The organism is Aeromonas sp. MR16, from assembly GCF_022549315.1.
Lineage (GTDB): Bacteria > Pseudomonadota > Gammaproteobacteria > Enterobacterales > Aeromonadaceae > Aeromonas > Aeromonas aquatica.
Genome location: NZ_JAKZFK010000005.1, coordinates 92,128 through 117,863 on the forward strand (window position 1 = coordinate 92,128; position 25,736 = coordinate 117,863).

General features: G+C 61.9%; 20 protein-coding genes, 9 tRNA genes and 1 pseudogene. 22 read left to right on the top strand and 8 right to left on the bottom strand.

The window, feature by feature from the left end; translation table 11 throughout:
• The first annotated feature begins 268 nt into the window (after positions 1-268).
• Complete coding sequence (gene grcA / locus MM194_RS06185) at positions 269-649, top strand: autonomous glycyl radical cofactor GrcA (protein ID WP_033131047.1); 381 nt, start codon at positions 269-271, stop codon at positions 647-649.
• 101 nt (positions 650-750) lie between these two features.
• Here the strand turns inward: grcA and MM194_RS06190 are convergent, their stop codons facing one another.
• The 7 genes from MM194_RS06190 to hemA all read right to left on the bottom strand — a co-directional run bounded on the left by MM194_RS06190 (position 751) and on the right by hemA (position 7,771).
• Positions 751-2,034 (bottom strand): dicarboxylate/amino acid:cation symporter, encoded by a 1,284-nt coding sequence (locus MM194_RS06190; protein ID WP_033131046.1) that lies wholly within the window; start codon positions 2,032-2,034, stop codon positions 751-753.
• A 303-nt stretch (positions 2,035-2,337) separates the two neighbouring features.
• Positions 2,338-3,192: a 3-deoxy-8-phosphooctulonate synthase gene (gene kdsA / locus MM194_RS06195; RefSeq protein WP_033131045.1), complete on the bottom strand. Its 855-nt coding sequence runs from the start codon at positions 3,190-3,192 to the stop codon at positions 2,338-2,340.
• 100 nt (positions 3,193-3,292) lie between these two features.
• Positions 3,293-4,093 (bottom strand): tetratricopeptide repeat protein, encoded by an 801-nt coding sequence (locus tag MM194_RS06200; protein WP_241343047.1) that lies wholly within the window; start codon positions 4,091-4,093, stop codon positions 3,293-3,295.
• Between the two features lie 11 nt (positions 4,094-4,104).
• A complete protein-coding gene (locus MM194_RS06205) occupies positions 4,105-4,485 on the bottom strand; it encodes a SirB2 family protein (protein WP_033131043.1) in 381 nt (126 codons plus the stop codon).
• Positions 4,485-5,372, bottom strand: coding sequence for a peptide chain release factor N(5)-glutamine methyltransferase (gene prmC / locus MM194_RS06210; RefSeq protein WP_052101036.1), 888 nt, complete (start codon positions 5,370-5,372; stop codon positions 4,485-4,487). Before prmC ends, MM194_RS06205 begins: the two co-directional genes overlap by 1 nt.
• Positions 5,372-6,460, bottom strand: coding sequence for a peptide chain release factor 1 (gene prfA / locus MM194_RS06215; protein WP_033131042.1), 1,089 nt, complete (start codon positions 6,458-6,460; stop codon positions 5,372-5,374). Before prfA ends, prmC begins: the two co-directional genes overlap by 1 nt.
• A gap of 51 nt (positions 6,461-6,511) precedes the next feature.
• Positions 6,512-7,771, bottom strand: a complete 1,260-nt coding sequence (gene hemA / locus MM194_RS06220) for a glutamyl-tRNA reductase (RefSeq protein WP_241343048.1) — start codon at positions 7,769-7,771, stop codon at positions 6,512-6,514.
• A 118-nt stretch (positions 7,772-7,889) separates the two neighbouring features.
• On the opposite strand from hemA, the gene lolB reads away from it, so the two are divergent.
• The 16 genes and pseudogenes from lolB to MM194_RS06300 all read left to right on the top strand — a co-directional run bounded on the left by lolB (position 7,890) and on the right by MM194_RS06300 (position 16,123).
• On the top strand, positions 7,890-8,474 hold the full coding sequence (gene lolB / locus MM194_RS06225) for a lipoprotein insertase outer membrane protein LolB (protein ID WP_241343049.1): 585 nt from the start codon (positions 7,890-7,892) through the stop codon (positions 8,472-8,474).
• A 26-nt stretch (positions 8,475-8,500) separates the two neighbouring features.
• Positions 8,501-9,388 carry a 4-(cytidine 5'-diphospho)-2-C-methyl-D-erythritol kinase gene (gene ispE / locus MM194_RS06230; RefSeq protein WP_241343050.1) on the top strand — a complete coding sequence of 296 codons (888 nt, stop codon included), beginning with the start codon at positions 8,501-8,503 and terminating at the stop codon, positions 9,386-9,388.
• Positions 9,368-9,442, top strand: a tRNA-Gln gene (locus MM194_RS06235). Before ispE ends, MM194_RS06235 begins: the two co-directional genes overlap by 21 nt.
• A gap of 239 nt (positions 9,443-9,681) precedes the next feature.
• Positions 9,682-10,629, top strand: coding sequence for a ribose-phosphate pyrophosphokinase (locus tag MM194_RS06240; RefSeq protein WP_033131039.1), 948 nt, complete (start codon positions 9,682-9,684; stop codon positions 10,627-10,629).
• Positions 10,630-10,721: 92 nt separating this feature from the next.
• Positions 10,722-12,710: a bifunctional metallophosphatase/5'-nucleotidase gene (locus MM194_RS06245; RefSeq protein ID WP_241343051.1), complete on the top strand. Its 1,989-nt coding sequence runs from the start codon at positions 10,722-10,724 to the stop codon at positions 12,708-12,710.
• 197 nt (positions 12,711-12,907) lie between these two features.
• Positions 12,908-13,504 carry an aminoacyl-tRNA hydrolase gene (gene pth, locus MM194_RS06250; protein WP_241343052.1) on the top strand — a complete coding sequence of 199 codons (597 nt, stop codon included), beginning with the start codon at positions 12,908-12,910 and terminating at the stop codon, positions 13,502-13,504.
• Positions 13,505-13,530: 26 nt separating this feature from the next.
• Positions 13,531-13,626 (top strand): annotated as a pseudogene (locus MM194_RS06255) (aminoacyl-tRNA hydrolase); the annotation flags it as partial.
• Between the two features lie 144 nt (positions 13,627-13,770).
• Entirely contained in the window at positions 13,771-14,862 is a 1,092-nt protein-coding gene (gene ychF / locus MM194_RS06260; protein WP_241343053.1) for a redox-regulated ATPase YchF, read from the top strand.
• Between the two features lie 235 nt (positions 14,863-15,097).
• Positions 15,098-15,174, top strand: a tRNA-Met gene (locus tag MM194_RS06265).
• Positions 15,175-15,188: 14 nt separating this feature from the next.
• Positions 15,189-15,263: transfer RNA gene (locus MM194_RS06270), tRNA-Gln, on the top strand.
• Positions 15,264-15,415: 152 nt separating this feature from the next.
• Positions 15,416-15,490 (top strand) — tRNA-Gln (locus MM194_RS06275).
• A 38-nt stretch (positions 15,491-15,528) separates the two neighbouring features.
• Positions 15,529-15,605 (top strand) — tRNA-Met (locus MM194_RS06280).
• A 14-nt stretch (positions 15,606-15,619) separates the two neighbouring features.
• Positions 15,620-15,694: transfer RNA gene (locus MM194_RS06285), tRNA-Gln, on the top strand.
• 47 nt (positions 15,695-15,741) lie between these two features.
• Positions 15,742-15,816 (top strand) — tRNA-Gln (locus MM194_RS06290).
• A 138-nt stretch (positions 15,817-15,954) separates the two neighbouring features.
• Positions 15,955-16,031 (top strand) — tRNA-Met (locus tag MM194_RS06295).
• An 8-nt stretch (positions 16,032-16,039) separates the two neighbouring features.
• A tRNA-Leu gene (locus tag MM194_RS06300) sits at positions 16,040-16,123 on the top strand.
• Between the two features lie 205 nt (positions 16,124-16,328).
• Here the strand turns inward: MM194_RS06300 and MM194_RS06305 are convergent.
• Positions 16,329-18,161, bottom strand: a complete 1,833-nt coding sequence (locus tag MM194_RS06305) for an SLC13 family permease (protein ID WP_241343054.1) — start codon at positions 18,159-18,161, stop codon at positions 16,329-16,331.
• 281 nt (positions 18,162-18,442) lie between these two features.
• Between MM194_RS06305 and yqfB the strand changes: the two genes are divergently transcribed.
• The 5 genes from yqfB (at position 18,443) to nifJ (ending at position 25,684) form a co-directional block, all read left to right on the top strand.
• Complete coding sequence (yqfB, locus tag MM194_RS06310; protein ID WP_163147797.1) at positions 18,443-18,775, top strand: N(4)-acetylcytidine aminohydrolase; 333 nt, start codon at positions 18,443-18,445, stop codon at positions 18,773-18,775.
• A gap of 87 nt (positions 18,776-18,862) precedes the next feature.
• A complete protein-coding gene (locus tag MM194_RS06315) occupies positions 18,863-19,783 on the top strand; it encodes an alpha/beta hydrolase (protein WP_241343055.1) in 921 nt (306 codons plus the stop codon).
• Positions 19,784-19,843: 60 nt separating this feature from the next.
• Positions 19,844-20,221 carry a DUF1622 domain-containing protein gene (locus tag MM194_RS06320; protein ID WP_033131032.1) on the top strand — a complete coding sequence of 126 codons (378 nt, stop codon included), beginning with the start codon at positions 19,844-19,846 and terminating at the stop codon, positions 20,219-20,221.
• 181 nt (positions 20,222-20,402) lie between these two features.
• The gene (locus MM194_RS06325; protein ID WP_241343056.1) at positions 20,403-22,016 is read left to right on the top strand and encodes an alpha,alpha-phosphotrehalase; all 1,614 of its coding nucleotides are present in this window, start codon (positions 20,403-20,405) and stop codon (positions 22,014-22,016) included.
• A 137-nt stretch (positions 22,017-22,153) separates the two neighbouring features.
• Positions 22,154-25,684 carry a pyruvate:ferredoxin (flavodoxin) oxidoreductase gene (gene nifJ / locus MM194_RS06330; RefSeq protein ID WP_241343057.1) on the top strand — a complete coding sequence of 1,177 codons (3,531 nt, stop codon included), beginning with the start codon at positions 22,154-22,156 and terminating at the stop codon, positions 25,682-25,684.
• Positions 25,685-25,736 lie beyond the last annotated feature (52 nt).

The window sequence follows — 25,736 nt, forward strand, 5'->3', positions numbered from 1 at the left end:
ATAAAATGCATAATTCATATATCTTACAAAATCATAAAAATGAGAGAATTTTGATTAAACTCAATAATTTAATATCTTGAGCCACGCGCTATGTGCGCACTTTTTGATTTGGATCAATTTTCGTATTATTACCATCGTGGTATATATGACCCCAACGAAGTAAAGGTGTAAGGCAAGCCCCCTTTAACTGCTCCGCGAGCGAGGTAGTTAAACAACATCGGGGAGATGTCCTTACCATTGAACCCGCTTTCCTATGAGGAGTCATACCATGATCAAGGGCATCCAAATCACCCAGTCCAACAACGCCGCACTGCTGAACTCTTTCTGGCTGCTGGACGAAGAGAAGCAACAGGCTCGTTGCATCTGCGCCAAGGGCGACAGCTTCGCCGCCGACCAGGAAGTGGCGCTGTCCGATCTGGGCCAGTTCGAATATCGCGAACTGCCGGTACAAACCGAGCCGGTGGTCGAGGGTGGTCAACACCTGAACGTCAACGTGCTGAGCCGTGAGACCCTGGAAGAGGCCATCGCCAATCCGGAGAAGTATCCGCAGCTCACCATCCGTGTCTCCGGCTACGCCGTGCGTTTCAACGCCCTGACCCCGGAACAGCAGCGTGACGTGATCACCCGCACCTTCACCAAGAGCCTGTAATTCGCCCGGCGATAACAGCTTCCACGAAAAACGGCCCTCTCGGGCCGTTTTTTTATGGGTGACTATCTCTCGTCACTGCACTGATGCAAGGCCTTCGGCACTTAGCCATGTTGATCGACGCGCTGCACGGCGGCCGGCTTGGCGAGCACCTCGTGCATCTGCTGCTCGTCGAGCTGATCGCAGTAGCGGGCCACCACCAGGGTCGCGACCCCGTTGCCGATGAGGTTGGTCAGGGCGCGGGCCTCCGACATGAAGCGATCTATCCCCAGGATCAGCGCCAGCCCGGCGAGCGGCAGGTGCCCCACCGCCGAGATAGTCGCTGCCAGCACGATAAAGCCGCTGCCGGTCACCCCTGCCGCCCCCTTGGAGGAGATGAGCAACACCACCAGCAGGGTGATCTGATGGAACAGGTCAAGCGGCGTGTTGGTCGCCTGGGCGATGAAAACAGCGGCCATGGTCAGGTAGATGGAAGTGCCGTCCAGGTTGAAGGAGTAACCGGTCGGGATCACCAGACCCACCACGGATTTCTTGCAGCCGAGCGCCTCCATCTTGACCAGCATGCGCGGCAAGACGGATTCGGAAGAGGAGGTTCCCAGCACGATTAGCAGCTCTTCCTTGATATAGGAAATAAAGCGCAGGATGCTGAAACCATTGGCCTTGGCGATGCTGCCAAGCACCAGGAAAATAAACAGCAGACAGGTCAGATAGAAGCTGGCGATTAATTGTCCGAGCTGAACCAGCGAGCCGATGCCATATTTTCCGATGGTGAAGGCCATGGCGCCAAATGCCCCAACCGGCGCCAACTTCATGATCATGTTGATGATGCCGAAAATAACCTGGGAGAAACTGTCCACCATATTGAAGATGAGTTTTCCCTTCTCGCCGATATGATGCAGGGAGAAGCCAAACAGCACCGCAAACAACAACACCTGCAGAATATTGCCGCTGGCAAAGGCGCCGATCACGCTGCCCGGGATCACGTCGAGCAGGAAGGCGATGATGCCCTGTGATTTGGCCTGCTCGGTGTAGACAGAGATGGCGCTGGCATCCAGGGTGGTCGGGTCCACGTTCATGCCCACCCCCGGTTGCAGCAGGTTCACCACGCACAGGCCGATGACCAGTGCCAGGGTGCTGACCACCTCAAAATAGATAAGCGCAATGGCGCCTGTCTTGCCCACCGCCTTCATGCTCTCCATCCCCGCGATGCCGGTCACGACTGTGCAGAAAATCACGGGGGCAATGATCATCTTGATTAATTTCACAAAACCATCACCGAGCGGTTTCATATCGGCGCCAAGGCTTGGATAGAAGTGCCCCAGTAATACCCCTATGGTGATGGCCAATATCACCTGAAAATAGAGGCTGCTTAATATTTTCTTGTGCATGCTCAACGTCCTGTTAATTAATTGACATGGGCGATGGCAAAAAAACTGTGCAGTGATCCGCGGCGAAATATAACCCTATTTCACCCGGTTCATGCTATTTCGCCATTCCAACGGCAGCACTTTCACACGTTATAAGAATCAATTTAGCGACATCAATCACACAACATATTTAACATCATTAACACCACAGCAACCATGATATAGTTGGTCGGTGATTTATTTAAGACCTTAATGAGAACATAGCGGACATAAAAAATGCCCCGCGTGGCGGGGCATTTTTCGGCAAGCGATCCGCCTCCTATATCAGGCGGAGGTATCCAGCGGCTCGAAGCCTTTGATGAGATCGTCGATCGCCTTCATCTGCTTCAGGAAGCCTTCCAGCTTGTCCAGCGGCAGGGCGCTCGGGCCGTCGCAACGGGCCACTTTCGGATCCGGATGTGACTCGATAAACAGGCCGGCCAGGCCGACCGCCATGCCGGCACGGGCCAGCTCGGTCACCTGATCCCGACGACCACCGGAGGCGGCCCCCAGCGGATCGCGGCACTGCAGGGAGTGGGTCACGTCGAAGATCACCGGATAACCGCCGGTGCTCTTCTTCATCACGCCCAGACCCAGCATGTCCACCACCAGGTTGTCGTAACCGAAGTTGGCACCCCGCTCGCACAGGATCAGGCGATCGTTGCCGCACTCCTCGAACTTGTCGGTGATGTTCTTCATCTGGCTTGGGCTCAGGAACTGCGGCTTCTTGATGTTGATGACGTTGCCGGTACGGGCCATGGCCTCCACCAGATCGGTCTGGCGCGCCAGGAAGGCGGGCAGCTGGATCACGTCTACCACCTCGGCGACCGGCTTGGCCTGATGCACCTCATGCAGATCGGAGATGACCGGCATGCCGAAGGTCGCCTTGAGCTCCTGGAAGATCTTCATCCCCTCTTCCAGACCCGGGCCCCGGTAGGAGTGGATGGAGGAACGGTTGGCCTTGTCCCAGCTCGCCTTGAACACGAAGGGGATGCCAAGCTTGGTGGTCACTTCCACGTACTTCTCGCACACCGCCATCGCCATGTCGCGGGACTCCAGCACGTTCATGCCACCAAACAGGACGAACGGCTTGTCGTTGGCCACATCGATCTGGTTGATCTTGATATTCTTCTGTTCCATCTCAGCATCCTTAATTGAAGGGGCTTGGGGTTTGAATCCAAGTTGGTTCGCCGTACCTCAGCACAGCTGACCACGATATTCTTTCATTTCCCAGGCATCCTCAGTGAAGGGGCTTGGGGCTCAGATCCAGTGCGGCCAGCTGCGACTTCAGCACGTCGGCCACCGGATCGTCCGGGCATTGTTCAATAAAGTATTCAAAATCGTCGGCGGCGAAGCGGGGACAGTCGAGCTGCTCGTAGATGAAGCCCCGATCCCGCGTCTCCAGCGGATCGCCGGGCTTCATGCGCAGCAACAGCTCGCTGCAGCGCAGCGCCTCCGTCATGCGCTCCTCCCGCAGCAGGGCACCCTTGCTGACGTTGAGCAGCCGCTCGATGATCTCCCACTGCCCCGAAGGCTGCAGATGGTCATCGCTCAGGGTAGCCAGGTTGCCGAGGGCGCCGCGCAGCAGCAGCTCGACACGGTGCAGGCTCAGCTCATCGCCGTTGAAGGGGTCCACATAGACCTCGCCCTCACTGCCGGCGAAGCTCACCAGGAAGTGACCGGGGAAGCAGATCCCCTCTACATCCAGGCCTATCTTGCGGCCAAGCTGGATGATGAGGATGCCGAGGCTCACCGGAATGCCCTGCCTGCGCTCCAGCACCTGGGCCAGATCGCAGTTGGCGGCCGAGAAGTAATCCTGCCAGTCGCCACGAAACCCCAGGGTCTGGTAGAAACCAGCGAGCAGCTGGCGTCGCACCTCGTCACAGTTGCCCTCGGCAATGGCCTCGTCCAGCCAGGCATCGAGCCGGGTCAGCTCGGTCTCACCGGCGCCGCTGCGGCCCAGGATCTCGTCGCTCACCGACAACGCCAGTTCGGCCAGATCATGAGCCTCGAAATCGGTCCATTCGTCCACACGTATCATCTTCGTCATTCCTAACCGAACAGACTGGCCTGCTTCTGCACCGCGAGCTTGGCGATAAAATAGACCCACCCCAGCACGCCGAGGAAGGCGAACCAGCGGATGGCGTTGCTGCGCGCGAGGCGCAGCGCCATCAGGCCCAGGAAGGCCACCACCAGAATGGCCGTCAGTTTCTCGCTGAGCCAGGGGGTGGCGTTGTTGAACGGATTGAGATCCAGCACCATGCACAGCAGGACGCCGGAGAGCACCACCAGCCCATTGAGCCAGCCGCTGGCTTGCAGCACCCGACCGCTGGCCCGCTCAGAGCCGGTCTGTGCCCAGTAAAAACGCAGCATAAACACCAGCACAGCCGCCGCAATCAGCAGCACATGCAGATGCTTGATAGCAACATACATCAGTTGTCCTCACTCGAATGTGGCCCGGGTTCCTCATACAGAGGCCATTGTCCCAGGGTCACTCGTTCGTTATCCCCGTAATCGCGCACGGTTTCTACCTGGCGGTAGCCCCGTTGCAGCAAAAGTTGACGCACCGGCTCACCCTGGTTCCAGCCGTGCTCCAGCAGCAGCCAGCCACCCGCCGTCAGATGGGCCGGTGCCTCGGCCACGATCAGGCGGATGTCCGCCAGCCCCTGCTCGTCAGCCACCAGGGCGGAGCGCGGCTCGAAGCGCACGTCCCCCTCCTCGAGGTGCGGATCCGTCCCGTCGATATAGGGCGGGTTGGAGACGATCATGGCAAAACACGGCGCGCCCGATAGCGGCTCAAACCAGCTGCCGTCGCGCACCTCTATGGGCAACCCCAGGGCCGCGCTGTTGGCACGGGCCAGCGCCGCGGCCTCCGGCATCCGGTCAACGGCCCATACGTCGAGGTTGGGTCGCTCGGATTTGAGCGCCAGCGCGATGGCGCCGGTGCCGGTGCCCAGATCCAGCAGGGCCAGGGGCGCCTGACTCGCTTGGGCCGGCTCCGGCAACCGGACCAGCGCCTGCTCCACCAACACCTCGGTGTCCGGGCGCGGGATCAGGGTCGCCGGGCTCACCCTGAGGGGCAGCGACCAGAACTCCCGCTCACCGATGAGGTGAGCGATGGGTTCGCCATGGAGGCGACGCTCGAGCCAGCCCATCAGGGTCGCCTGCTGGGCGGCATCGAGCTCGCGCTCCGGCCAGGTCATCAGGTAGCCGCGCCGGCACCCCAGCAGATGGCAGAGCAGCGCATCGGCGTCGGCACGGGGGGATTCCCCCTGTGCCAATACCGTCATGATGTGGGCTCGAGCCTGCTGGATCTGCATCAGCCGTTATCTGCCAGAGAGGCAAGCTGATCGGCCTGGTATTCCTGCACCAGCGGGGTGATCACGCAGTCCAGATCCCCTTCCAGGATCTCGCCGAGGCGATAGAGCGTGAGATTGATGCGGTGCTCGGACAGGCGCCCCTGGGGGTAGTTGTAGGTGCGGATGCGCTCGGAGCGATCGCCAGAGCCCACCAGGTTGCGGCGGGTGCTCTGCTCGGCGGCGCGGTGGCGCTCGTCCTCGGCCGCCTGCAGGCGGGCGGAGAGCACCGACATCGCCTTGGCGCGGTTCTTGTGCTGGGAGCGCTCATCCTGACACTCCACCACCAGGCCGGTCGGCAGGTGGGTAATGCGGATAGCGGAGTCGGTCTTGTTGACGTGCTGACCGCCGGCCCCGGAGGCGCGGAAGGTGTCTATCTTCAGGTCGTTCGCATTGATCTCGATCTGCTCGGCTTCCGGCACTTCCGGCAGTACCGCCACGGTACAGGCGGAGGTGTGCACCCGCCCCTGGGATTCGGTCTCGGGCACCCGCTGCACCCGGTGACCGCCGGACTCAAACTTGAGGCGACCGTAGACGCGCTCGCCGTCCACCTTGGCGATCACCTCTTTATAGCCACCGTGCTCACCGTCGTTGCAGCTGACGATGGAGACGCGCCAGCCCTGACGCTCGGCGTAGCGTGAATACATGCGGAACAGATCGCCGGCGAAGATCGCCGCCTCGTCGCCGCCGGCACCGGCGCGGATCTCCAGATAGCAGTTGTTGTCATCCTTGGGATCCCGCGGCAGCAGCATCACCTGCAACGCCTGCTCCTGCTCCTCCAGCGCGGCCTTGACCAGCGGCAACTCCTCCTGCGCCATCTCGCGCAGGTCGGTGTCGGTGTCCTCCAGCATCAGCTTGGTGGTCGCCAGATCCTCCTCGGCCTGACGGAAGCGCTGGAAGGCGTGAACGATATCTTCGAGCTGGGCATATTCCCGGGTCAGGGCACGGTATCTGTCCTGATCCGAGGCGACCCCGGGCTCGCCGAGCAGGGCCTGTACTTCTTCGTGGCGCTCGATGAGGCCTTCCAGCTTTCTGATCAATGACGGATTCATAAATCTTGTGTTCTCAATGGAGGACGGGACAACCGGCAGGTTGCCCGAAAATTATGACTCTTGTGACAGCCCCAGCACCTGGCGCAGTTGGGACAGCTTGTGGTTATCCCCCTGTGCGGCGGCCTGGCGCAGGGCCTGGGTCGGGGCGTGGATCAACTTGTTGGTGAGACGATGGGCCATGGCCTTGAGCGCCTGTTCGGCGTTCTCGCCCTGTGCCAGGGCCAGCAAGGCACGTTGCAGCTCTTCGTCCGCCACCTGTTGGGATTGGTGGCGATAGTCGCGGATGAGATCGACCGAGTGCTGGCTGCGATACCAGCCCATGAAGTCGTCGCGCTCCTCATGCACGATGAGCTCCGCCTCGGCGGCGGCCTTCTTGCGGGTCTCGAGGTTCTGCTCGATGATGCCCTGCAGATCGTCCACCGTGTAGAGATAGGCGTCGGACAGCTCATCCACCTCGGCCTCGATGTCCCGCGGCACGGCGATGTCCACCAGGAACATCGGCTTGAAGCGCCGCGCCTTGAGGGCGCGCTCCACCATGCCCTTGCCGATGATGGGCAGCGGGCTCGCAGTGGAGCTGATGACGATGTCCGCCTCGTGCAGGTAGTCCGGGATCTCTTCCAGGGTCATCACCTGGGCGCCAAACTCCTCGGCCAGCAGCTGGGCGCGCTGCAGGGTGCGGTTCGCGACCATCATCTGGGTCACGTTCTGCTCGCGCAGGTGGCGGGCCACCAGTTCGATGGTCTCCCCGGCGCCGACCAGCAACACCTTGGTCTGGGAGAGATCGGAGAAGATCCGGCGCGCGAGACTCACGGCGGCGAAGGCCACCGACACGGCGCTGGCGCCGATCTCGGTGTCGGTACGCACCCGTTTCGCCACCGAGAAGGACTTCTGGAACAGCCGCTCCAGGGCCCCCTTCACCGCCTCGGCCTGCTGGGCATGGGCGTAAGACTGCTTGATCTGCCCCAGGATCTGCGGCTCCCCCAACACCAAGGAGTCGAGGCCACAGGCGACCCGCATCAGGTGGCGTACCGCCTCTTCGTCCTGATGCTGATAGATGGCGGAGATCACTTCGCTCGCATCCAGCTTGTGGAAGGCTTGCAGCCAGCGCAACACCCGCTCCGAGTTCCCCTGCTCCAGGCTGCAATACAGCTCGGTGCGGTTGCAGGTGGAGACGATCACCGCCTCGCTGACACCGGGCTGCTTCACCAGCTCACGCAAGGCGCGATCGATGCAGTCCGGGCCAAAAGCGACCCGTTCCCGCAAGGCGACACTGGCGGTGTTATGGTTGATTCCGAGGGCGAGCAGACTCATGAGTGGATGATGATCGTTTCGTGCACAGGGTATGAGGCCGACAATTGTACGAGAAAGGGTAAGTCTTTAAAAGCAATACGGCCGCCCCTTATACTGTTGCAAATCACCTTTCTGGAGCATGACCTTGTTCTTGCGTATTTTCTCCCTCGCCTGCCTGCTGGTACTGGCCGGCTGTACCACTACTCAACCCCAGCGGGATCAGGTCAACTGGCAGCAGGAGCGCGCCCGTCTCGAGCGGCTCGATCACTGGCAACTGTCGGGCAAGATGGCCATCATCACTCCCCAGCAGAAGGGCAGCGCCCGTCTCAACTGGCAGCAAGATGGCGATGACTATCGCCTCAATCTCAGCAGCATCGTTGGCACCCACATCCTGGAGCTCTCCCGCAACAAGGGCGAGGTGACGCTGATCGACAACGACGGCAAGCTGCACCACAGCCAGGACGCCGAAGCCCTGGTCTACCAGCTCACCGGCTGGAATATCCCGGTGCAGGGGCTGCCAGAATGGATCAAGGGGCTGCCGGGTCAGGCCGAGTTCGAGCTCAACCCCGACGCCAGCCTGGCCTCGGTGCGCGACGGCCAGTGGCAGATTGTCTATGGCGACTACCGGGACCAGGAAGGCTATCGCCTGCCCCACCTGCTGACCATGACGGGCCAGGGCAGCCGCCTCAAGCTGCAGATCAACCAGTGGACCCTGGCCCCATGATGAGCTCCCCAGACCAGGCACCGTCGATGGCGCTAATCCGCTGGCCCGCACCGGCCAAGTTGAACCTATTCCTGCACGTCAACGGCCGCCGCCCGGACGGTTATCACGAGTTGCAGACCCTGTTCATCTTCCTCGACCACGGGGATTGGCTCGAATTCGAGCCGCTGCCGGATACAGACTTGCTCACCCTGAGCCCCGCCATCCCCGGCGTGCCCGATGAGCAGAACCTGATCATCCGCGCCGCGCGGTTATTACAGAGCAAACTGGCCAACCCACAGGGGGCCCATATCCGGCTGGAAAAAAACCTGCCCATGGGGGGCGGTATCGGCGGCGGCTCCTCGGATGCGGCCACCACGCTGGTAGCCCTCAATCACCTCTGGCAGGCGGGGCTCAGCCAGGATGAGCTGGCCCAGCTTGGCGTCCAGCTGGGTGCCGACGTGCCGGTGTTTGTGCGCGGCCGCGCCGCCTTTGCGGAAGGGGTCGGTGAGAAGCTGCAACCGGTCGAGCTGCCAAGCGCCTGGTATCTGGTGCTCAAGCCCGATTGCCATGTGGCTACCGCCGCCGTGTTCCAGGATCCTGACCTGCCAAGAGACACGCCCAAGATGGCCTTGTCCGATCTGCTGGCTAAAAAGCAGCTGCGGGAGGGGGGGTGGAAAAACGATTGCGAATTGCTGGTGAAAAAGCGCCACCCCGAGGTTGCCAATGCGCTCGGCTGGTTGCTAGAATACGCGCCGTCAAGAATGACGGGCACTGGAGCCTGCGTCTTTGCTCAATTTGAAGACGAAGTGGCTGCTCGGAAGGTGTTGGCAAGAGTGCCGGAAGGTTGGGATGGGTTTGTCGCCAAGGGCGAGAACATATCACCACTGTTCGTCACTTTGCAACAAGTCAGTGATTGGGGTATCGCCAAGCGGTAAGGCAGCGGGTTTTGATCTCGCCATTCCTAGGTTCGAATCCTAGTACCCCAGCCATTCTCTTGGTGATTGAGATAGGCAATCGATGACGGTCCGGGAAGTGTGAAGAGAGCACTCTCGTCAATCTGCCCGGTTTCTCCTCGATGTCCTTGGATCGCCGATAGCTGACTACAACCCAGGCCGGCGACAGCCTGCGGTAACTCCGCTCGTCAATGCTATGAATCGTTTGCCCGAGAACGATACGGGTCTGAAATCAGACTCTCCACATACTGGATGCAACCCCGAGGTTTCAAACCGTGCCTGACATGAAGCTGTTTGCTGGTAACGCAACGCCGGAACTAGCCCAGAAGATCGCAGATCGCCTGTTTATCAAACTCGGCAATGCTGCCGTAGGTCGCTTTAGCGACGGCGAGATCAGCGTACAGATCAATGAGAATGTACGTGGTGGCGATATCTTCATCATTCAATCCACCTGTGCCCCGACCAACGACAATTTGATGGAATTGATCGTCATGGTGGATGCACTGCGTCGTGCTTCAGCTGGCCGTATTACTGCCGTCATCCCCTACTTCGGCTATGCCCGTCAGGATCGCCGCGTCCGCTCCGCCCGTGTGCCCATCACCGCCAAGGTTGTCGCCGACTTCCTGTCCAGCGTGGGTGTGGATCGCGTGCTGACCGTTGACCTCCATGCCGAGCAGATCCAGGGCTTCTTCGACGTCCCCGTCGACAACGTGTTCGGTAGCCCAGTGCTGCTGGAAGACATGCAGTCCAAGAACCTCGAATCCCCCGTGGTCGTCTCGCCGGACATCGGCGGCGTGGTCCGTGCCCGTGCCATCGCCAAACTGCTGGACGACACCGACATCGCCATCATCGACAAGCGTCGTCCCCGCCCGAACGTCTCCCAGGTCATGCACCTGATCGGTGACGTGGCTGGCCGTGACTGCATCATCGTCGATGACATGATCGACACCGGTGGCACCCTGTGCAAGGCCGCAGAAGCCTTGAAAGAGCGCGGCGCCAAGCGCGTGTTCGCCTATGCGACTCACCCTGTCTTCTCCGGCTCCGCCGTGGAAAACATCAAGAATTCGGTCATCGACGAGCTGATCATCACCGACTCCATCCCGCTCACTGCCGAGATGAAAGCCGTTGACAAGGTCAAGCAGCTGACCCTTTCTACCGTGCTGGCCGAAGCCATCCGCCGTATCAGCAACGAAGAGTCCATCTCTGCCATGTTTGAGCATTGATAGCCCCGTTGTGACAAAAACCGCCGACTGGCGGTTTTTGTTTTTCTAGCCAGACCCGGTATTGCCCTGCCCCGGCAGGTTAAGGATGTCCCATGAAGTGCTTGCGTCCCCTGCTCCTCCTCCCGCTCTGTGCCCTGCTTTCCGCCTGCCTGCCCGGCCAGGACCATGCGCCTTTCACCCTGACCCTGGCGCACATGAACGACACCCACTCCCAGTTCGATCCGGTCAACGCCGAGTTCAAGGGCGCCATCTTCGGCAACACGGGAGAGAAAGAGACCCTCTACACCCGCCTCGGCGGCTACCCCCGGTTGCTGACCATGGCCAAGGCCTACCAAGCGGACGCGCTCGCCAAGAATGAGCCCTTGCTTCTGCTGCACGGTGGTGACGCCTGGCAGGGGAGCGGCTACTTCAAGCTCAACGAGGGGATGGCCAACGCCGAGCTGCTCAGCCAGTTCGGGCTCGATGCCATGGCCCTTGGCAACCACGAGTTCGATCTCGACAACCACAAGCTGGCCCGCTTCATCGAGGGGGTGAACTTCCCGGTGCTGGCCGCCAACCTGGAGGTCGGTGCCGACCCGGATCTGAGCCAAGCCCGCAACCTCAAGCCCTTCGTGGTCTACGCCTTCGAGGGTAACCAGAAGACCCCGGTCCCGGATCTCAACCATCTGCCGCAAGGCAAGCAGCTGGTCGCCGTCATGGGGCTGGTGCTGGAAGACATGGCCAACATCTCCCCCAACGTGGGTCAGCTCCATTTTCGCAAGGAAGTCGAGACGGCCCAGGCCACGGTGGATCTGCTGCAAGCCAAGGGCATCAACCACATCATCGCCCTGACCCACATAGGCAACGCCCGGGATCTGGCGCTCGCGGCCGAGGTGAACGGACTGGATGCCATCGTCGGCGGCCACTCCCACAGCCTGCTCGGCGACTTCAGCAATGTCGGCTGGGGCAAGACGGGAGAATACGCGGCGCTGGTCACCAACCCGGACGGGGTCGGCCTCACCTGTGTGGTGCAGGCGGGCTCCTATGCCCAGGCTATAGGCCTCGCCCGTGTCAGCTTCGACGGCCAGGGCCGGGTTATCGGCTGCAAGGGCCAGAACCAGCTGCTGGCCAGCGGCGACTTCTTCGCAGACCCTGCTCGTCAGCAGCCCCTCGATCAGGCCCGTAGCAAGCAGGCCAGCACGTTTATCGACGCCCAGCCCAACCTGGTGACGGTGGATGAGGATCCCCGCCTGCGCGGTATCATCGACAGCCACTTCAAACCAGCGCTGGAGCAGGCCTTCGGCCCCGTCATCGCCACCCTGCCGGCAGCACTGCAAAACGCCCGCCGTCCGGGGGACAACGGCAGCGACAGCCACGGTTCGGATGTCGCTCCCCTGGTGGCCGAAGGCCAGTACTACTGGGCCAACACCCCGGCGGTGCAGGCGCTGACCGGCGGCCCGGTGGACTTCGCCCTGCTGGCGGTGGGGGGCGTGCGCGCCGACCTGCCCGCCGGTGAGCTGCGTCAAGGGGATCCTGCCCTCACCCTGCTGCCGTTCAAGAATCAGCTCGCCGTGCTGACCCTGACCGGTGCCGAGGTGCGTGCCCTGCTGACCGAGACCATCACGGCGACCCTGGCCCCCAGTGCCCACGCCGGCAAGTTCCCCTACGGCGGCCATCTGCGCTACCGCTTCACCGAAACCCTGGCGGGCAAGCACGGCACCCTGACCCGGCTGCAATGGCAGGCGGCCGACGGGCAGTGGCAGGATCTGGTGGATGGCCAGCGCTACAAAGTGGTGATGAACGCCTACAGCGCCAACGGCAACGACGGCTGGCAGGCGCTGGCCCGCGCCCAGGCGCAGCAGGCCGAGCGGGTGGATCTCGCCTGGGTGGATGGCAAGTTGACCGCCTTCCCCGTGCTGCAGGTGGTCCAAAACGGTGACCAACTGAGCGCCCGCTACGGCGACGGCCAGGCATTGGACTGCAAGGCCGAGACCGTCGACTGCGGCACCGATGCCGCCTCCTTCGTGCAGTATGTGAAGGAGCAGCGCCCGACCCTGACCGCCCTGAGTGAGCCCGTCGTCACCCTGCTGCGGGCCAAATAAGCAGGCACCGACCACGACACAGGGCAAAAACGGGCCGAGGCTAGGCCCATTTTTTGCGGCCGTTAGCGACCCGTTACCGGGTTATTCCCTCCGGTTGCCGAGCTTTGGTTGAGTGATCGCCAGTCGGCGGCTAGAATATTGCGTCCCATTGCCCTGGGCCATCTGTCCACGGCAAGCAGCGAGTGAAGACATCAAGCGTGACAAGTCAAATCAAACTGATTGTCGGGCTGGGTAATCCCGGCCCCGAATATGCCAAGACCCGTCACAATGCGGGCGCCTGGTATGTGGAGCAACTGGCCCGCTGGCACAATGTCAGCCTGCGTGAAGAGCCCAAGTTCTTCGGCCACACCGCCCGCTTCCTGGTCGAGGGGCAGGATGTGCGGCTGCTCATCCCGAACACCTACATGAATCTCTCCGGCAAGGCCGTGGCGGCGCTCGCCCGGTTTTACCAGATAACGCCGGAAGAGATGCTGGTGGCCCACGATGAACTGGACCTGCCCCCCGGCATCGCCAAGTTCAAGCAGGGCGGCGGTCACGGTGGTCACAATGGCCTCAAGGACATCATCGCCAGGATGGGCAACAACAATAACTTCTTCCGGCTGCGCCTCGGCATCGGCCATCCCGGCGCCAAGGAGCTGGTCGCCGGCTTCGTGCTGACCAAGGCGCCCAGCAGTGAACAGAGCCTGATCGAGGCCGCATTGGATGAATCCCTGCGCGCCACCGACATCCTGTTCAAACAGGACATGACCAAGGCCATGAACCGGCTGCATAGCTTCAAGGCCGAAAAGGTTTGAACTGACTTTGCTCGATGAAGTACTGGATGAATTCCGATGTACACGCCACCGACATCCCGTTCAAACAAGACATGACCAAGGCCATGAACCGCTTGCACAGCTTCAAGGCCGAGAAGGTATAGAGCGCGTCGGTGCGCAGTCGGCACCGGCTCACACAAGAGATGACCCGGGTCATGAGCGGTGTTGCCGCCTCAGGGCCCGAGCAAGCATGACATGGGTCGCCCAAGGGCGTCCCTCACAGCATCCATCAAGTAAGGTAACAATCCATGGGTTTTAAATGCGGTATCGTGGGCCTGCCCAATGTAGGCAAATCCACCCTGTTCAATGCGCTGACCAAGGCCGGCATCGAAGCCGCCAACTTCCCGTTCTGCACCATTGAGCCGAACACGGGTGTGGTCCCCATGCCGGATCCGCGTCTCGACCAGCTCGCTGCCATCATCAATCCGCAGCGCGTGGTGCCGACCACCATGGAATTCGTCGACATCGCCGGCCTGGTGGCGGGCGCCTCCAAGGGTGAGGGTCTGGGCAACCAGTTCCTGGCCAACATCCGCGAGACCGAAGCCATCGGCCACGTGGTGCGCTGCTTCGAAGACGAGAACATCATCCACGTCGCGGGCAAGGTCTCCCCGGCCGATGACATCGAGGTGATCAATACCGAATTGGCCCTGTCTGACTTGGACGCCTGCGAGCGCGCCATCCACCGTCAGTCCAAGCGCGCCAAGGGTGGCGACAAGGATGCCAAGCTGGAAGTGGAGACCCTGGAAAAAATTCGCGCCGTGCTGGAAAACGGCCAGATGATCCGTGGCATGAAGCTGGACAAGGAAGAGCTGGCCGCCGTCAGCCACCTCAACTTCCTGACCTTGAAGCCCACCATGTACATCGCCAACGTGGCGGAAGACGGCTTCGAGAACAATCCCTTCCTCGACAAGGTGCGTGAAATCGCCGCCGCCGAGAACGCGGTCGTGGTCGTGGTCTGCTGCGCCATCGAGTCAGACATCGCCGAGCTGGACGACGCCGATCGCGCCGAATTCATGGCAGACCTCGGTATCGAAGAGCCGGGCCTGAACCGGGTGATCCGCTCCGGTTACGAGCTGCTGAACCTGCAGACCTACTTCACCGCTGGCGTGAAAGAAGTGCGTGCCTGGACCATTCCGGTCGGAGCCACCGCCCCGCAAGCGGCTGGCAAGATCCACACCGACTTTGAAAAAGGCTTTATTCGCGCTCAGACCATCGCCTTCGACGACTTTATCACCTACAAGGGTGAGCAAGGTGCCAAGGAAGCAGGCAAGATGCGCGCCGAAGGGAAAGACTACATCGTCAAGGATGGCGATATTATGAACTTCCTGTTCAACGTCTAATCCCATGAGAGGCCAGCATTTGCTGGCCTCTTTGCTATGAGCTCCGGTTGCGGATCTGCTGGCAAATGTCGTAAAAAAAACCAGATTGTTGGGCTTTTGCACGATAGCGTCCAATAACTCGCCAAACGCACCCAAATTCGATTTTTCTGGCAAAAAAAGGGTTGACGCCCCAGAGCCAGATACGCATAATTCCGGCCGCACAGTGACGAGGTAACGACTCACTGGAAGCACGGTTGGCTATGTAGCTCAGTTGGTTAGAGCATCGCACTCATAATGCGAGGGTCACAGGTTCGAATCCCGTCATAGCCACCATAAATCAGTTCAGTTGGGGTATCGCCAAGCGGTAAGGCAGCGGGTTTTGATCTCGCCATCCCTAGGTTCGAATCCTAGTACCCCAGCCATTATTTTTGGTTATCGATGTTCATCTGTCGGTAGCAAGCTGAGGAAAGCATTGAGAGGTTTTGATCTCGTCAATGTGCCTAGGTACAAATCCTGGTTCCCCAGCCATTTTTGAAGTTCTTTGCCAGCATTCCGTGCTGTTGAAGAGCGCTGTTGGGGTATCGCCAAGCGGTAAGGCAGCGGGTTTTGATCTCGCCATCCCTAGGTTCGAATCCTAGTACCCCAGCCATTATCTCGTTCTCTTCCACCTCGTGGTTGATGACAGATGGCTATGTAGCTCAGTTGGTTAGAGCATCGCACTCATAATGCGAGGGTCACAGGTTCGAATCCCGTCATAGCCACCATAAATTAGTTCAGTTGGGGTATCGCCAAGCGGTAAGGCAGCGGGTTTTGATCTCGCCATCCCTAGGTTCGAATCCTAGTACCCCAGCCATTTTTAAAGTTCTTCGTCGGCATTCAGTGCTGTTTGAGGGACGTTGTTGGGGTATCGCCAAGCGGTAAGGCAGCGGGTTTTGATCTCGCCATCCCTAGGTTCGAATCCTAGTACCCCAGCCATTATTGCCTTTCATCGACCTTGTCGGTGATAGCTGTGGTAAACGTAAGAGGTTTTGATCTCGTCAACGTTCCTAGGTTCGTATCCTAGTACCACAGCCATTATCTTGTTTTCTTCCACCACAGTGGTCGATGACAGATGGCTATGTAGCTCAGTTGGTTAGAGCATCGCACTCATAATGCGGGGGTCACAGGTTCGAATCCCGTCATAGCCACCATTAATATTGCGGAAGTGGCGAAATTGGTAGACGCACCAGATTTAGGTTCTGGCGCCCTAGGCGTGAGAGTTCGAGTCTCTCCTTCCGCACCATTAATAGCAGTACCAAACAGACCAGCTTAGGCTGGTTTTTTTGTATCCATTTTTCAGCAATCGCCCCACCTTCCCTCCCTCTTTCTCCTCTCGACTCATCCCATTCTGTTGCCTCTTGGCGATGAACCGACTGAGTACCCATCTAGGCAGCAAACCATCGGGCAATAAAAAGCGGCCCGCAGGCCGCCTATGTCGTCTTCCCTTGTCAGAACGGGAAGAACCAGGGGATGGCGATGACGCTCACCACCATCACCAGCAGGGTGAAGGGCACCCCGATCCGCACGAAGTCCACGAACTTGTAGTTGCCCGGCCCCAGCACCAGGGTGTTGACCGGTGACGAGACCGGCGTCATGAAGGCCGCCGAAGCGGCGATGGCGATGGTCATGGCGAAGGGATAGGGGGAGATCCCCATCTGCTGGGCCGTGCCCAGCGCAATGGGCGCCATCAGCACGGCGGTGGCGGTGTTGGAGATAAAGAGCCCGATCAGGGCGCACAGGGCGAACAGGCTGGCCAGCATCACACGAGGACCCATATCCCCCACCGCAGAGATCAGACCACCGACGATGAGATCCACCCCGCCGGTCTTTTGCAACGCCAGGGCGAAGGGCAGCATGCCGACGATCAGGATCAGGGTCGGCCAGTGGATGGACTTGTAGGCGCTCTCCATGTCGATGCAGCGGAACTTGCCCATCAGCAGGCAGGCGATAAGCGCCGCGATGACGTTGGGCACGGGGTCTGTCACCATCAGCACTATCATGACCCCGAGGCAGATCAGGGCATGGATGGCCTGACTGCGGGCCGGCGCCATTTCGTCTACTTCTGCCGGCAACCCCAGCAGCAGGAAATCCCGTACTTTAGCCTGCAACTGGCGAATAAGACTCCAGTTACCCACCACCAGCAGGCTATCCCCCATCTGCAGCGGCTCGTCCACCAGCTTGCCGGTGAGCGCCTCCCCGCCGCGGCGAATGCCCACCACGCTCAGGCCATAGTGGGTACGAAACGCCACCTCGCGGATGCTCTTGCCGAGCAGGCGGGATTCGGGAATGAGCGACACCTCGGCCATGCCCACCTCCCGCGCCTGATCGGAGAAGTACTCCCCGCGCAAGATCATGGGCTCGAGCCGCGCCTCGCTGCAGAACTCACGCACATCCACCTCGGGATCGGACATGTCGATGAGCAGCACGTCTTTGGCCTGGAACTCGGTGACGCCGGAGACGGTCACCATCACCCGCCTGAACTTGCGCCAGCGCTCCAGCCCGATGACGTTGGCGCCGTAACGGGCACGCAGCTGCAGCTCGTCCAGGGTTTGGCCAATCAGGGGAGAGTCTGGGCGGATCGCCAGCCGGCGGGCCCGACCGGCCAGCCGGTAGTCGCGGATGAGGTCGCGCAGGGTGCTGCGCCCCGTCGACTTGCCTTTGCCCTCCTCCCCCTCGCGCACCAGGGAATTGCGCATCAGCAGCATGTAGAGGATCCCTAGCCCCAGGATCAGCACCCCCATGGGAGTGAAGCCGAAGAAGCCGAAACCGTGGATGCCGTGGCGCATCAGTTCGCTGTTGACCACCATGTTGGGGGGGGTCGCCACCAGGGTCATCATGCCGCTGATGAGACCGGCGAAGCCGAGGGGCATCATCAGCCGTCCGGCCGGGATCCCCATCCGGTTCGCCACGCTCAGCACCACGGGGATGAAGATGGCCACCACCCCTGTGCTGCTCATCACGGCCCCCAGGGTCGCCACCGCCACCATCAAGAGCACCAGCATGCGGGTCTCGCTGCTGCCCGCGACTTTGACCAGCGCATCCCCCACCTGATAGGCGATGCCGGTGCGCACCAGCCCCTCCCCCACCACGAACAGGGCGGCGATCAGGATGACGTTGGGATCGCTGAAGCCCGCCAGTGCCTCCGGCAGGGTCAGGGTGCCGCTCAGCACAAACAGGATGACGATCGACAAGGCCACCACGTCCATGCGCACCTTGTTGGTAATAAACAGATAAATGGCGCCCACCAGCATGCAGAGGACCCAGATCAACTCGGAATTCACACTCGCTCCTTTCGTTCATGTCCGCCGGGCGGGGAACCGCGCCAGACGCCATCAGACCACAGCCAGTCCCCCTCCATTTTGTTACATATCAAGAAAGAGGAGCCCACATCATCGCACATTCGGGTTCACTTGCAGCCACTTTGCAGGGCAGAGCAAGCGCATCAGTCCCCTGCCCCCGGCAGCCCGGACGAAAAGTGCTGCGCGCCCTCACCGGCACTCCTAAAATGGGCCCGTTGCGGCGTGATCCGCCCCCTGCCCACCCCTTGCCCTTCGGAGAGAAAATGTCAGTTCACACCCCAACCTACCCGGAATTCACCTTCTTCGGCCGCTTCGTCGCCGACATCCAGTCCGGCCGCAAGACCATCACCATCCGCGACGAGAGCGAAGCCGACTGGCAGCCCGGCCAGCGGCTCGCGCTCTTCACCAATCCGGAGCACCAGCCCTTTGGCGCCATGGAGGTGCTCTCGGTCACGCCCCTGGCCTTCGATGACCTGACCGACGAGCACGCCCGCCAGGAGAACATGACCCTCGCCGAGCTCCAGACCGTCATCCGGGACATCTACCCCGCGCTGCCACCGCTCTATGTGATTGAATTCAAACTGATTGAAGCCTGATTTTGTGAGCTGCCTCAGCTAACGCCGGTTGCGCTCTCGGGCCAGAAGCGCACAATGCCTGTTTTTATATACAGTTAACGGTGCAGCATGAACACAGGACTCGAACCCGCAATCGCCGCCATGGTGGCGGAATTTGTTGCCGCTGGCAGACCCAGGGCGAGCGAGATGAGCTGGCAGGCAAGGCGGGAGGGCTACCTTGCCTCTGCCGTACTGGGCGGTGAGCGGGAAGAGGTGGGCGCCATCGAAGAGTGGCAGGCCGATCACTACGCCATCCGCCGTTACCAACCCGTGGATATGCCGGACCCCGCTTATCCGGTGCTGATCTATTTCCACGGCGGCTGTTTCGTCAGCGGGGATTTCGAGACCCACGATCGCCAGATGCGGATGCTGTGCAACAGTGCCAAGGCCCTGGTGTTTGCCGTGCACACGCGCCTCGCCCCCGAGCATAGCTATCCTGCCGCCCATGACGATGCGCTGGCCGCGACCCTCGCCATCATGGCCGCGCTGCCGCAGTGGCACGGCGATCCCGGGCGGGTCGCACTCGCAGGCGACAGCGCCGGTGGCCACATTGCCCTGATCACCACCTTGCGGCTCAAGGAGGCGGGAGCGGCACTGCCCGCCGCCCAGATCCTGATCTATCCCATGCTGGATGCCGGTGGCGAGAGCCAAAGCTATCGCGACTATGGCGAGGATTACCTCATCACCGCTGACATGCTGCTAAGCGGCTATCATGCCTATCTGGGCGTGCTGCCGACCCGCCATCCCGAGGCCAGCCCACTTCACCATCCAGGTCTTGCCGGTCTGCCACGCACCCACATCCTCACGGCCGAATACGACCCTCTACGCGATGAGGGGGAGGCACTCTATCGGGCCCTGCTCGAAGCCGGTGTCGAGGCCAGCTGCCATCGCCAGCTCGGCGTCATCCACGGCTTCTTCCAGCTGGCGGGGATAAGCCCGGCGGCCCGCTCGGCCATTGGCCAGGTGGTGGCCATCATCCGGGCCCTCTGAGTTGGTCTTGCGCGAGCATTGTGTTAATAGTGTCTCCTTTGAATCGATAAGGAGTCGAAGGTGCTTGAGATAACCAGCCTGCGAGAGGCCATGATGCACGGGGTCGAGCTGTTCCAGCTGCTGCTGGAGATCATCTCCATCGCCTGCGTGGTGATAGGGCTTGGCAAGACCCTTTGGCTGGCGGCGCGGGTGCGGGATCACGCCCCGGGCTTCCCCCGCATCCGGCTCTGCTTCGGCAGCTGGCTCATTCTGGCGCTGGAGTTCCAGCTCGCCGCCGACATACTGGCGACCACGGTGGCGCCGAGCAAGGAGGAGCTGATCCGACTCGCCATCATCGCGGTGATCCGCACCTTCCTGAACTACTTCCTCGGCAAGGAGCTGGAAGCCCAGAGCGAACGCCAGCAGGATCGACTGGCAGAGTCGCCCCCAGCCAGATAAAGATGCTCTCGCAGCGCCGCTCTGGTGCCTTGTCCCCGACAAGCCGAGGCGGCGCCGTGACCCGATCCGCACTTTTGACAACTGGCCGACGCTGGAACCCTTTTCAAGACGTGCCCGCCCCTGCCCCGCGCCGCCGCGACCACCTAGAATGGGGCTTCCCTTTCCCGGCCCGGCCATCCCCATGACCCCTCTCGACAGCGGCGTGATTTACCAGATCTACCCCATGAGTTTTCAAGACAGCGACGGCGATGGCATGGGGGACATCAACGGCATTCGTCGGCGCCTCGGTTATCTGGCCGAGCTCGGCGTCGACATGCTCTGGCTCACCCCAGTCTACCGCTCCCCCAAGTGCGACAACGGCTACGACGTGGCGGATTATCGCGACATCGATCCCGCCTTCGGCACCCTGGCCGAGATGGAGCACCTGATCCAGGAAGCCGGGGCGCGCGGCATCGGCATCATGATGGATATCGTCGCCAACCACACCTCCACCGATCACCTGTGGTTCCAGCGCGCCCTCGCCGGGGATCCCCACTATCAGGCCTTCTATGTGTTTCGCGACCAGGCCTTTGTCGATGCCCATCCGCTCCAGTCCATCTTCGGCGGCGACGCCTGGCAATACCTGCCCGCCCTGGATCTTTACTACCTGCACAACTTCGATCCCGGCCAGGCCGATCTGGACTGGGACAACCCGGCGGTGCGCGACGCCATGGCCGAGGTGATCAACTTCTGGCTGGACAAAGGGATCCGGGGCTTTCGTTTCGATGTGATCGACATGGTGAGCAAGGACTGGTCACGCCTCGCCATGAGCAACGGGCCGCAGCTGCACCGCTATATTCGCGAACTCAATGACGCCAGCTTCGGCGGCAAAGGGATCATCACGGTGGGAGAGACCTGGGGGGCGGATCTCCCCCATATGCGCAGCTACTCCAACCCGGACGGCAGCGAGTTCAGCATGGTGTTCAACTTCGAGCACCTGGGGCTGGGGCCGGACAAGTGGTCATCGCACTTTGAGCTCTTGCGCTTCAAGCAGGCCATGGCTCGCCACCAGCAGGGGTTGCACCGCCAGGGCTGGAACAGCCTGTTTCTCGGCAACCACGACCTGCCGCGCGCCATCTCCCGCTTTGGCAACGACGAGCCACAGTGGCGAGAGCTCAGCGCCAAGCAGTGGGCCATGGTGCTGCACCTGATGCAAGGCACCCCCTTCATCTATCAGGGGGAGGAGCTCGGCATGACCAACCGTCACTGGCAGCCCCATGAGCTGCGGGATGTGGAGGCCATCAACTATCGCACCGGCCAGCAGGAACAGGGGCTCGCCCCCACCGAGCTGACGCGGCGCCTCGATGCCATGGGTCGCGACAACGCCAGAACCCCGATGCAGTGGGATGCCGGCCCTCACGCCGGTTTCAGTACGGCCGAGCCCTGGATAGCGCTCAACGAAAACTACAAGGAGATCAACGCTGCCGAACAGCTGGCCCGCCCCGATTCGCTGTTTCACTGTTATCGCCAGCTGATCGCCCTGCGCAAGGCCCAGCCGGTCATTCGCCACGGCATCTTCGAGCTGCTGGATCCGGACGACCCGCAGCGCATCGGCTACCGGCGCCGCTACCGGGATCCCGCCTGCGGCCAGACTCACGTCCTGTTGCTGCTCGCCAATCTCACTGCAGACACCTTGCCCATGCCCCATTTCGACCAGGCGCCAGGAGCGGACAGACTGCTGATCGGCAACTACCCAGAGGCACCGGACAGTGCCCTGTTTGCCCCTTACCAGACCGCCGTCTGGCTGCTGACCTGAGGGAAAGAGGCGCAAGCGGCTACTGATTATTTATCCCGTTTGATGCCGGCTGTTCCCCCCCCTTATGATGTTCATGACCTATCCATGGCTGGCACTCCATCGCCGGCCTCTACACTGGCATAGCAAGTGGGCAACTCATGATCACCACAGACGGTAATAACGCGGTCGCCTCAGTGGCCTACCGCACCAGCGAAGTCATCGCCATCTACCCCATCACCCCCAGCTCCAGCATGGCGGAGCAGGCGTCGGCCTGGTCGAGCGATCGGGGCCTGAACCTGTGGGGCGACGTGCCCAGGGTGGTCGAGATGCAGTCGGAGGGTGGGGCCATCGCCACCGTCCACGGCGCCTTGCAGACCGGCGCGCTGGCGACTTCCTTTACCTCGTCCCAGGGCCTGCTGCTGATGATCCCCAACCTCTACAAGTTGGCGGGTCAGCTCATTCCCTTCGTACTCCACGTGGCGGCGCGCACCGTCGCGACCCATGCCTTGTCCATCTTCGGCGATCACTCGGACGTGATGGCGGTGCGCCAGACCGGCTGCGCCATGCTCTGCGCCAGCAACGTGCAGGAGGCGCAGGACTTCGCCCTGATCTCTCAGGTCGCCAGCCTCAACAGCCGGCTGCCCTTTATCCACTTCTTCGACGGTTTCCGTACCTCCCACGAGATCACCAAGATAGTGCCGCTGGCGGACGACACCCTGCGTGCCCTGCTGCCGGAGGCGGCCATCCGTGCCCACCGGGATCGCGCCCTGAGCCCGGATCACCCCGTCGTGCGCGGCACCGCTGCCAACCCGGACACCTATTTCCAGTGCCGGGAGGCCACCAACCCCTGGTATGACGACGCTTACCGTCACGTGAGCGAGGCGATGCAAGCCTTCGGCGAGCAGACCGGCCGCCACTACCAGCCGTTCGAATACGTCGGTCACCCGGAGGCCGAGCGGGTGCTGGTGCTGATGGGTTCCGCCATCGGCACCTGTGAGGAGGTGATCGCGCGGCTGATCGAGCAAGGGGAGAAGGTGGGACTGGTGAAGGTGCGCCTCTATCGCCCCTTCAGGGCAGAGCATCTGCTGGCGGTCATTCCCGAGAGTGCCCGCAAGATTGCGGTGCTGGATCGCACCAAGGAGCCGGGCGCCCAGGCCGAGCCGCTTTATCTGGACGTGATGAGCGCGCTGGCCGAGGCGGTCAGTCGGGGCGAGCGTGCCAGCCTGCCGCGGGTCATCGGCGGTCGCTACGGCCTCTCCTCCAAGGAGTTCAATCCGGCCTGCGTGCAGGCCATCTTCGACGAGCTGATGCTGGACAACCCAAGGCCGCGCTTCACCGTCGGCATCTTCGACGACGTCACCGGCCTCTCCCTGCCGCTGCCGACGTTGGATTATCCGAGCCAGAGCAAGCTGGAGGCGCTCTTCTACGGCCTTGGCAGCGACGGCACCGTCTCGGCGGCCAAGAACAGCATCAAGATCCTCGGCAACCACACCCCGCTCTATCCCCAGGGCTATTTCGTCTACGACTCCAAGAAGGCGGGCGGCCTCACCGTCTCCCACCTGAGGGTGAATGAACGGCCGGTGCAATCGGCCTACCTGGTGGACGAGGCGGACTTCATCGGCTGCCACCAGTGGCAGTTCATCGACCTGTACCAGATGGCGGAGCGGCTCAAGCCGGAGGGGATCTTCCTGCTCAACAGCCCCTACGACGCCGATCAGATCTGGCAGCGGCTGCCCCAGGAGGTGCAACAGGTGCTGCGGGAGAAGCGAGCCCACCTCTACACCATCAACGCCGCCAAGATTGCCCGGGAGTGCCAGCTCGGCAGCCGCATCAATACCGTGATGCAGATGGCCTTCTTTCAGCTGACCGCCATCATCCCGCCAGCAGAGGCCACCGAGTTGCTCAAGCAGGCCATCGCATCGAGCTATGGCAACAAGAGCAGCGATCTGGTCGAGCGTAACTGGCAGGCCCTGGCCGCCACCTGCGAGGCACTGATCCCGGTGCCGCTGCAGGTGCTTGATCAGTCCAGCCACCAACGCCCCCCCGTGGTGTCGGCCAAGGCCCCCGACTTCGTCCAGACCGTCACCGCCGCCATGCTGGCGGGGCTCGGCGACAGCCTGCCGGTCTCCGCCTTCCCGCCGGATGGCACCTGGCCGGTGGGCACCACCCGCTGGGAGAAGCGCAACATCGCCAAGGAGGTGCCGATCTGGCAGGCGGATCTCTGCACCCAGTGCAACTACTGCGTGGCGGCCTGCCCCCACTCGGCCATCCGCGCCAAGGTGGTGGACAAGGACGCGCTCGAGGGTGCCCCCGCGACCCTGGACGCCCTCGACGTGAAGGCCCGCGACATGCGCGGCCAGCAATACGTGCTGCAGGTGGCGCCTGAGGATTGCACCGGCTGCAACCTCTGCGTCGAGGTGTGCCCGGCCAAGGATCGCACCGATCCGAGCCGCAAGGCGATCAACATGGCGTCCAGGCTCGACCACCTCGATGCCCAGAAGGCGAACTACGACTTCTTCCTGGACCTGCCTGAGCGCACCGCGGAGCAGCTGGAGCGCATCGACATCCGCACCTCCCAGCTCATCTCGCCGCTGTTCGAATACTCAGGCGCCTGCTCCGGCTGTGGCGAGACCCCCTACATCAAGCTGCTGACCCAGCTCTACGGGGACAGGCTGCTGATTGCCAACGCCACCGGCTGCTCCTCCATCTATGGCGGCAACCTGCCCACCACCCCCTACACCACCAACGCCGAGGGGCGTGGCCCGGCCTGGGCGAACTCCTTGTTCGAAGACAACGCCGAATTTGGCTTGGGCTTCAGGCTCACCGTCGATCAGCATCGCGATCGGGTACGCCGCCTGCTGACCGGTCTGGGTGACACTGTTCCGGCCGAGCTGCAACAGGGGCTGCAAGACGCCAGCCTGCCGGTCTCGGAGCAGCGCGCCCACATTGAGCAGCTGCGCAGCCTGCTGCAGGGTCGCACCGAGCCTGGCGCGGCTGAGTTGGCGAAGGACGCGGATCACCTGGTGGACAAGTCGGTCTGGCTCATCGGCGGCGATGGCTGGGCCTATGACATCGGCTTCGGCGGGCTCGACCACGTGCTGAGTCTCGGGGAGAACATCAACGTGCTGGTGCTCGACACCCAGTGCTACTCCAACACCGGCGGCCAGCAGTCCAAGGCGACGCCGCTCGGCGCCATCACCAAGTTTGGCGAGCAGGGCAAACGCAAGGGGCGCAAGGATCTCGGTGCCAGCGTCATGATGTATGGCCACGTCTATGTGGCGCAGATCTCCCTCGGCGCCCAGATGAACCAGACGGTGAAGGCCATTCAGGAGGCGGAAGCCTATCCGGGGCCGTCGCTGATCATCGCCTACAGCCCCTGCGAGGAGCACGGCTACGATCTGGCCCAGAGCCACGAACAGATGAAGCAGCTGACCGCCACCGGCTTCTGGCCGCTCTACCGCTACGACCCCCGTCGCAGCGAGGAGGGCAAGGCGCCGCTGGCGCTGGATTCCCGGGCGCCGACGGCTTCTCTCGCCGAGACTCTGCAGCAGGAGCCCCGCTTCAAGCGCCTCGAGCGCCAGCTGCCGGAGATCGCCACCCAGCTCTACCGGGAGGCGGAGCTGGATGCGAACCGCCGCTTCGCCTGGCTGAGCCAGCTCGCCGGCAAGGAGGCGCCAGCCCAGGAGTAAACGGCTGACGGCCGATCACAGCTAATAAAAAGAGGGCTCCCCATGGGGAGCC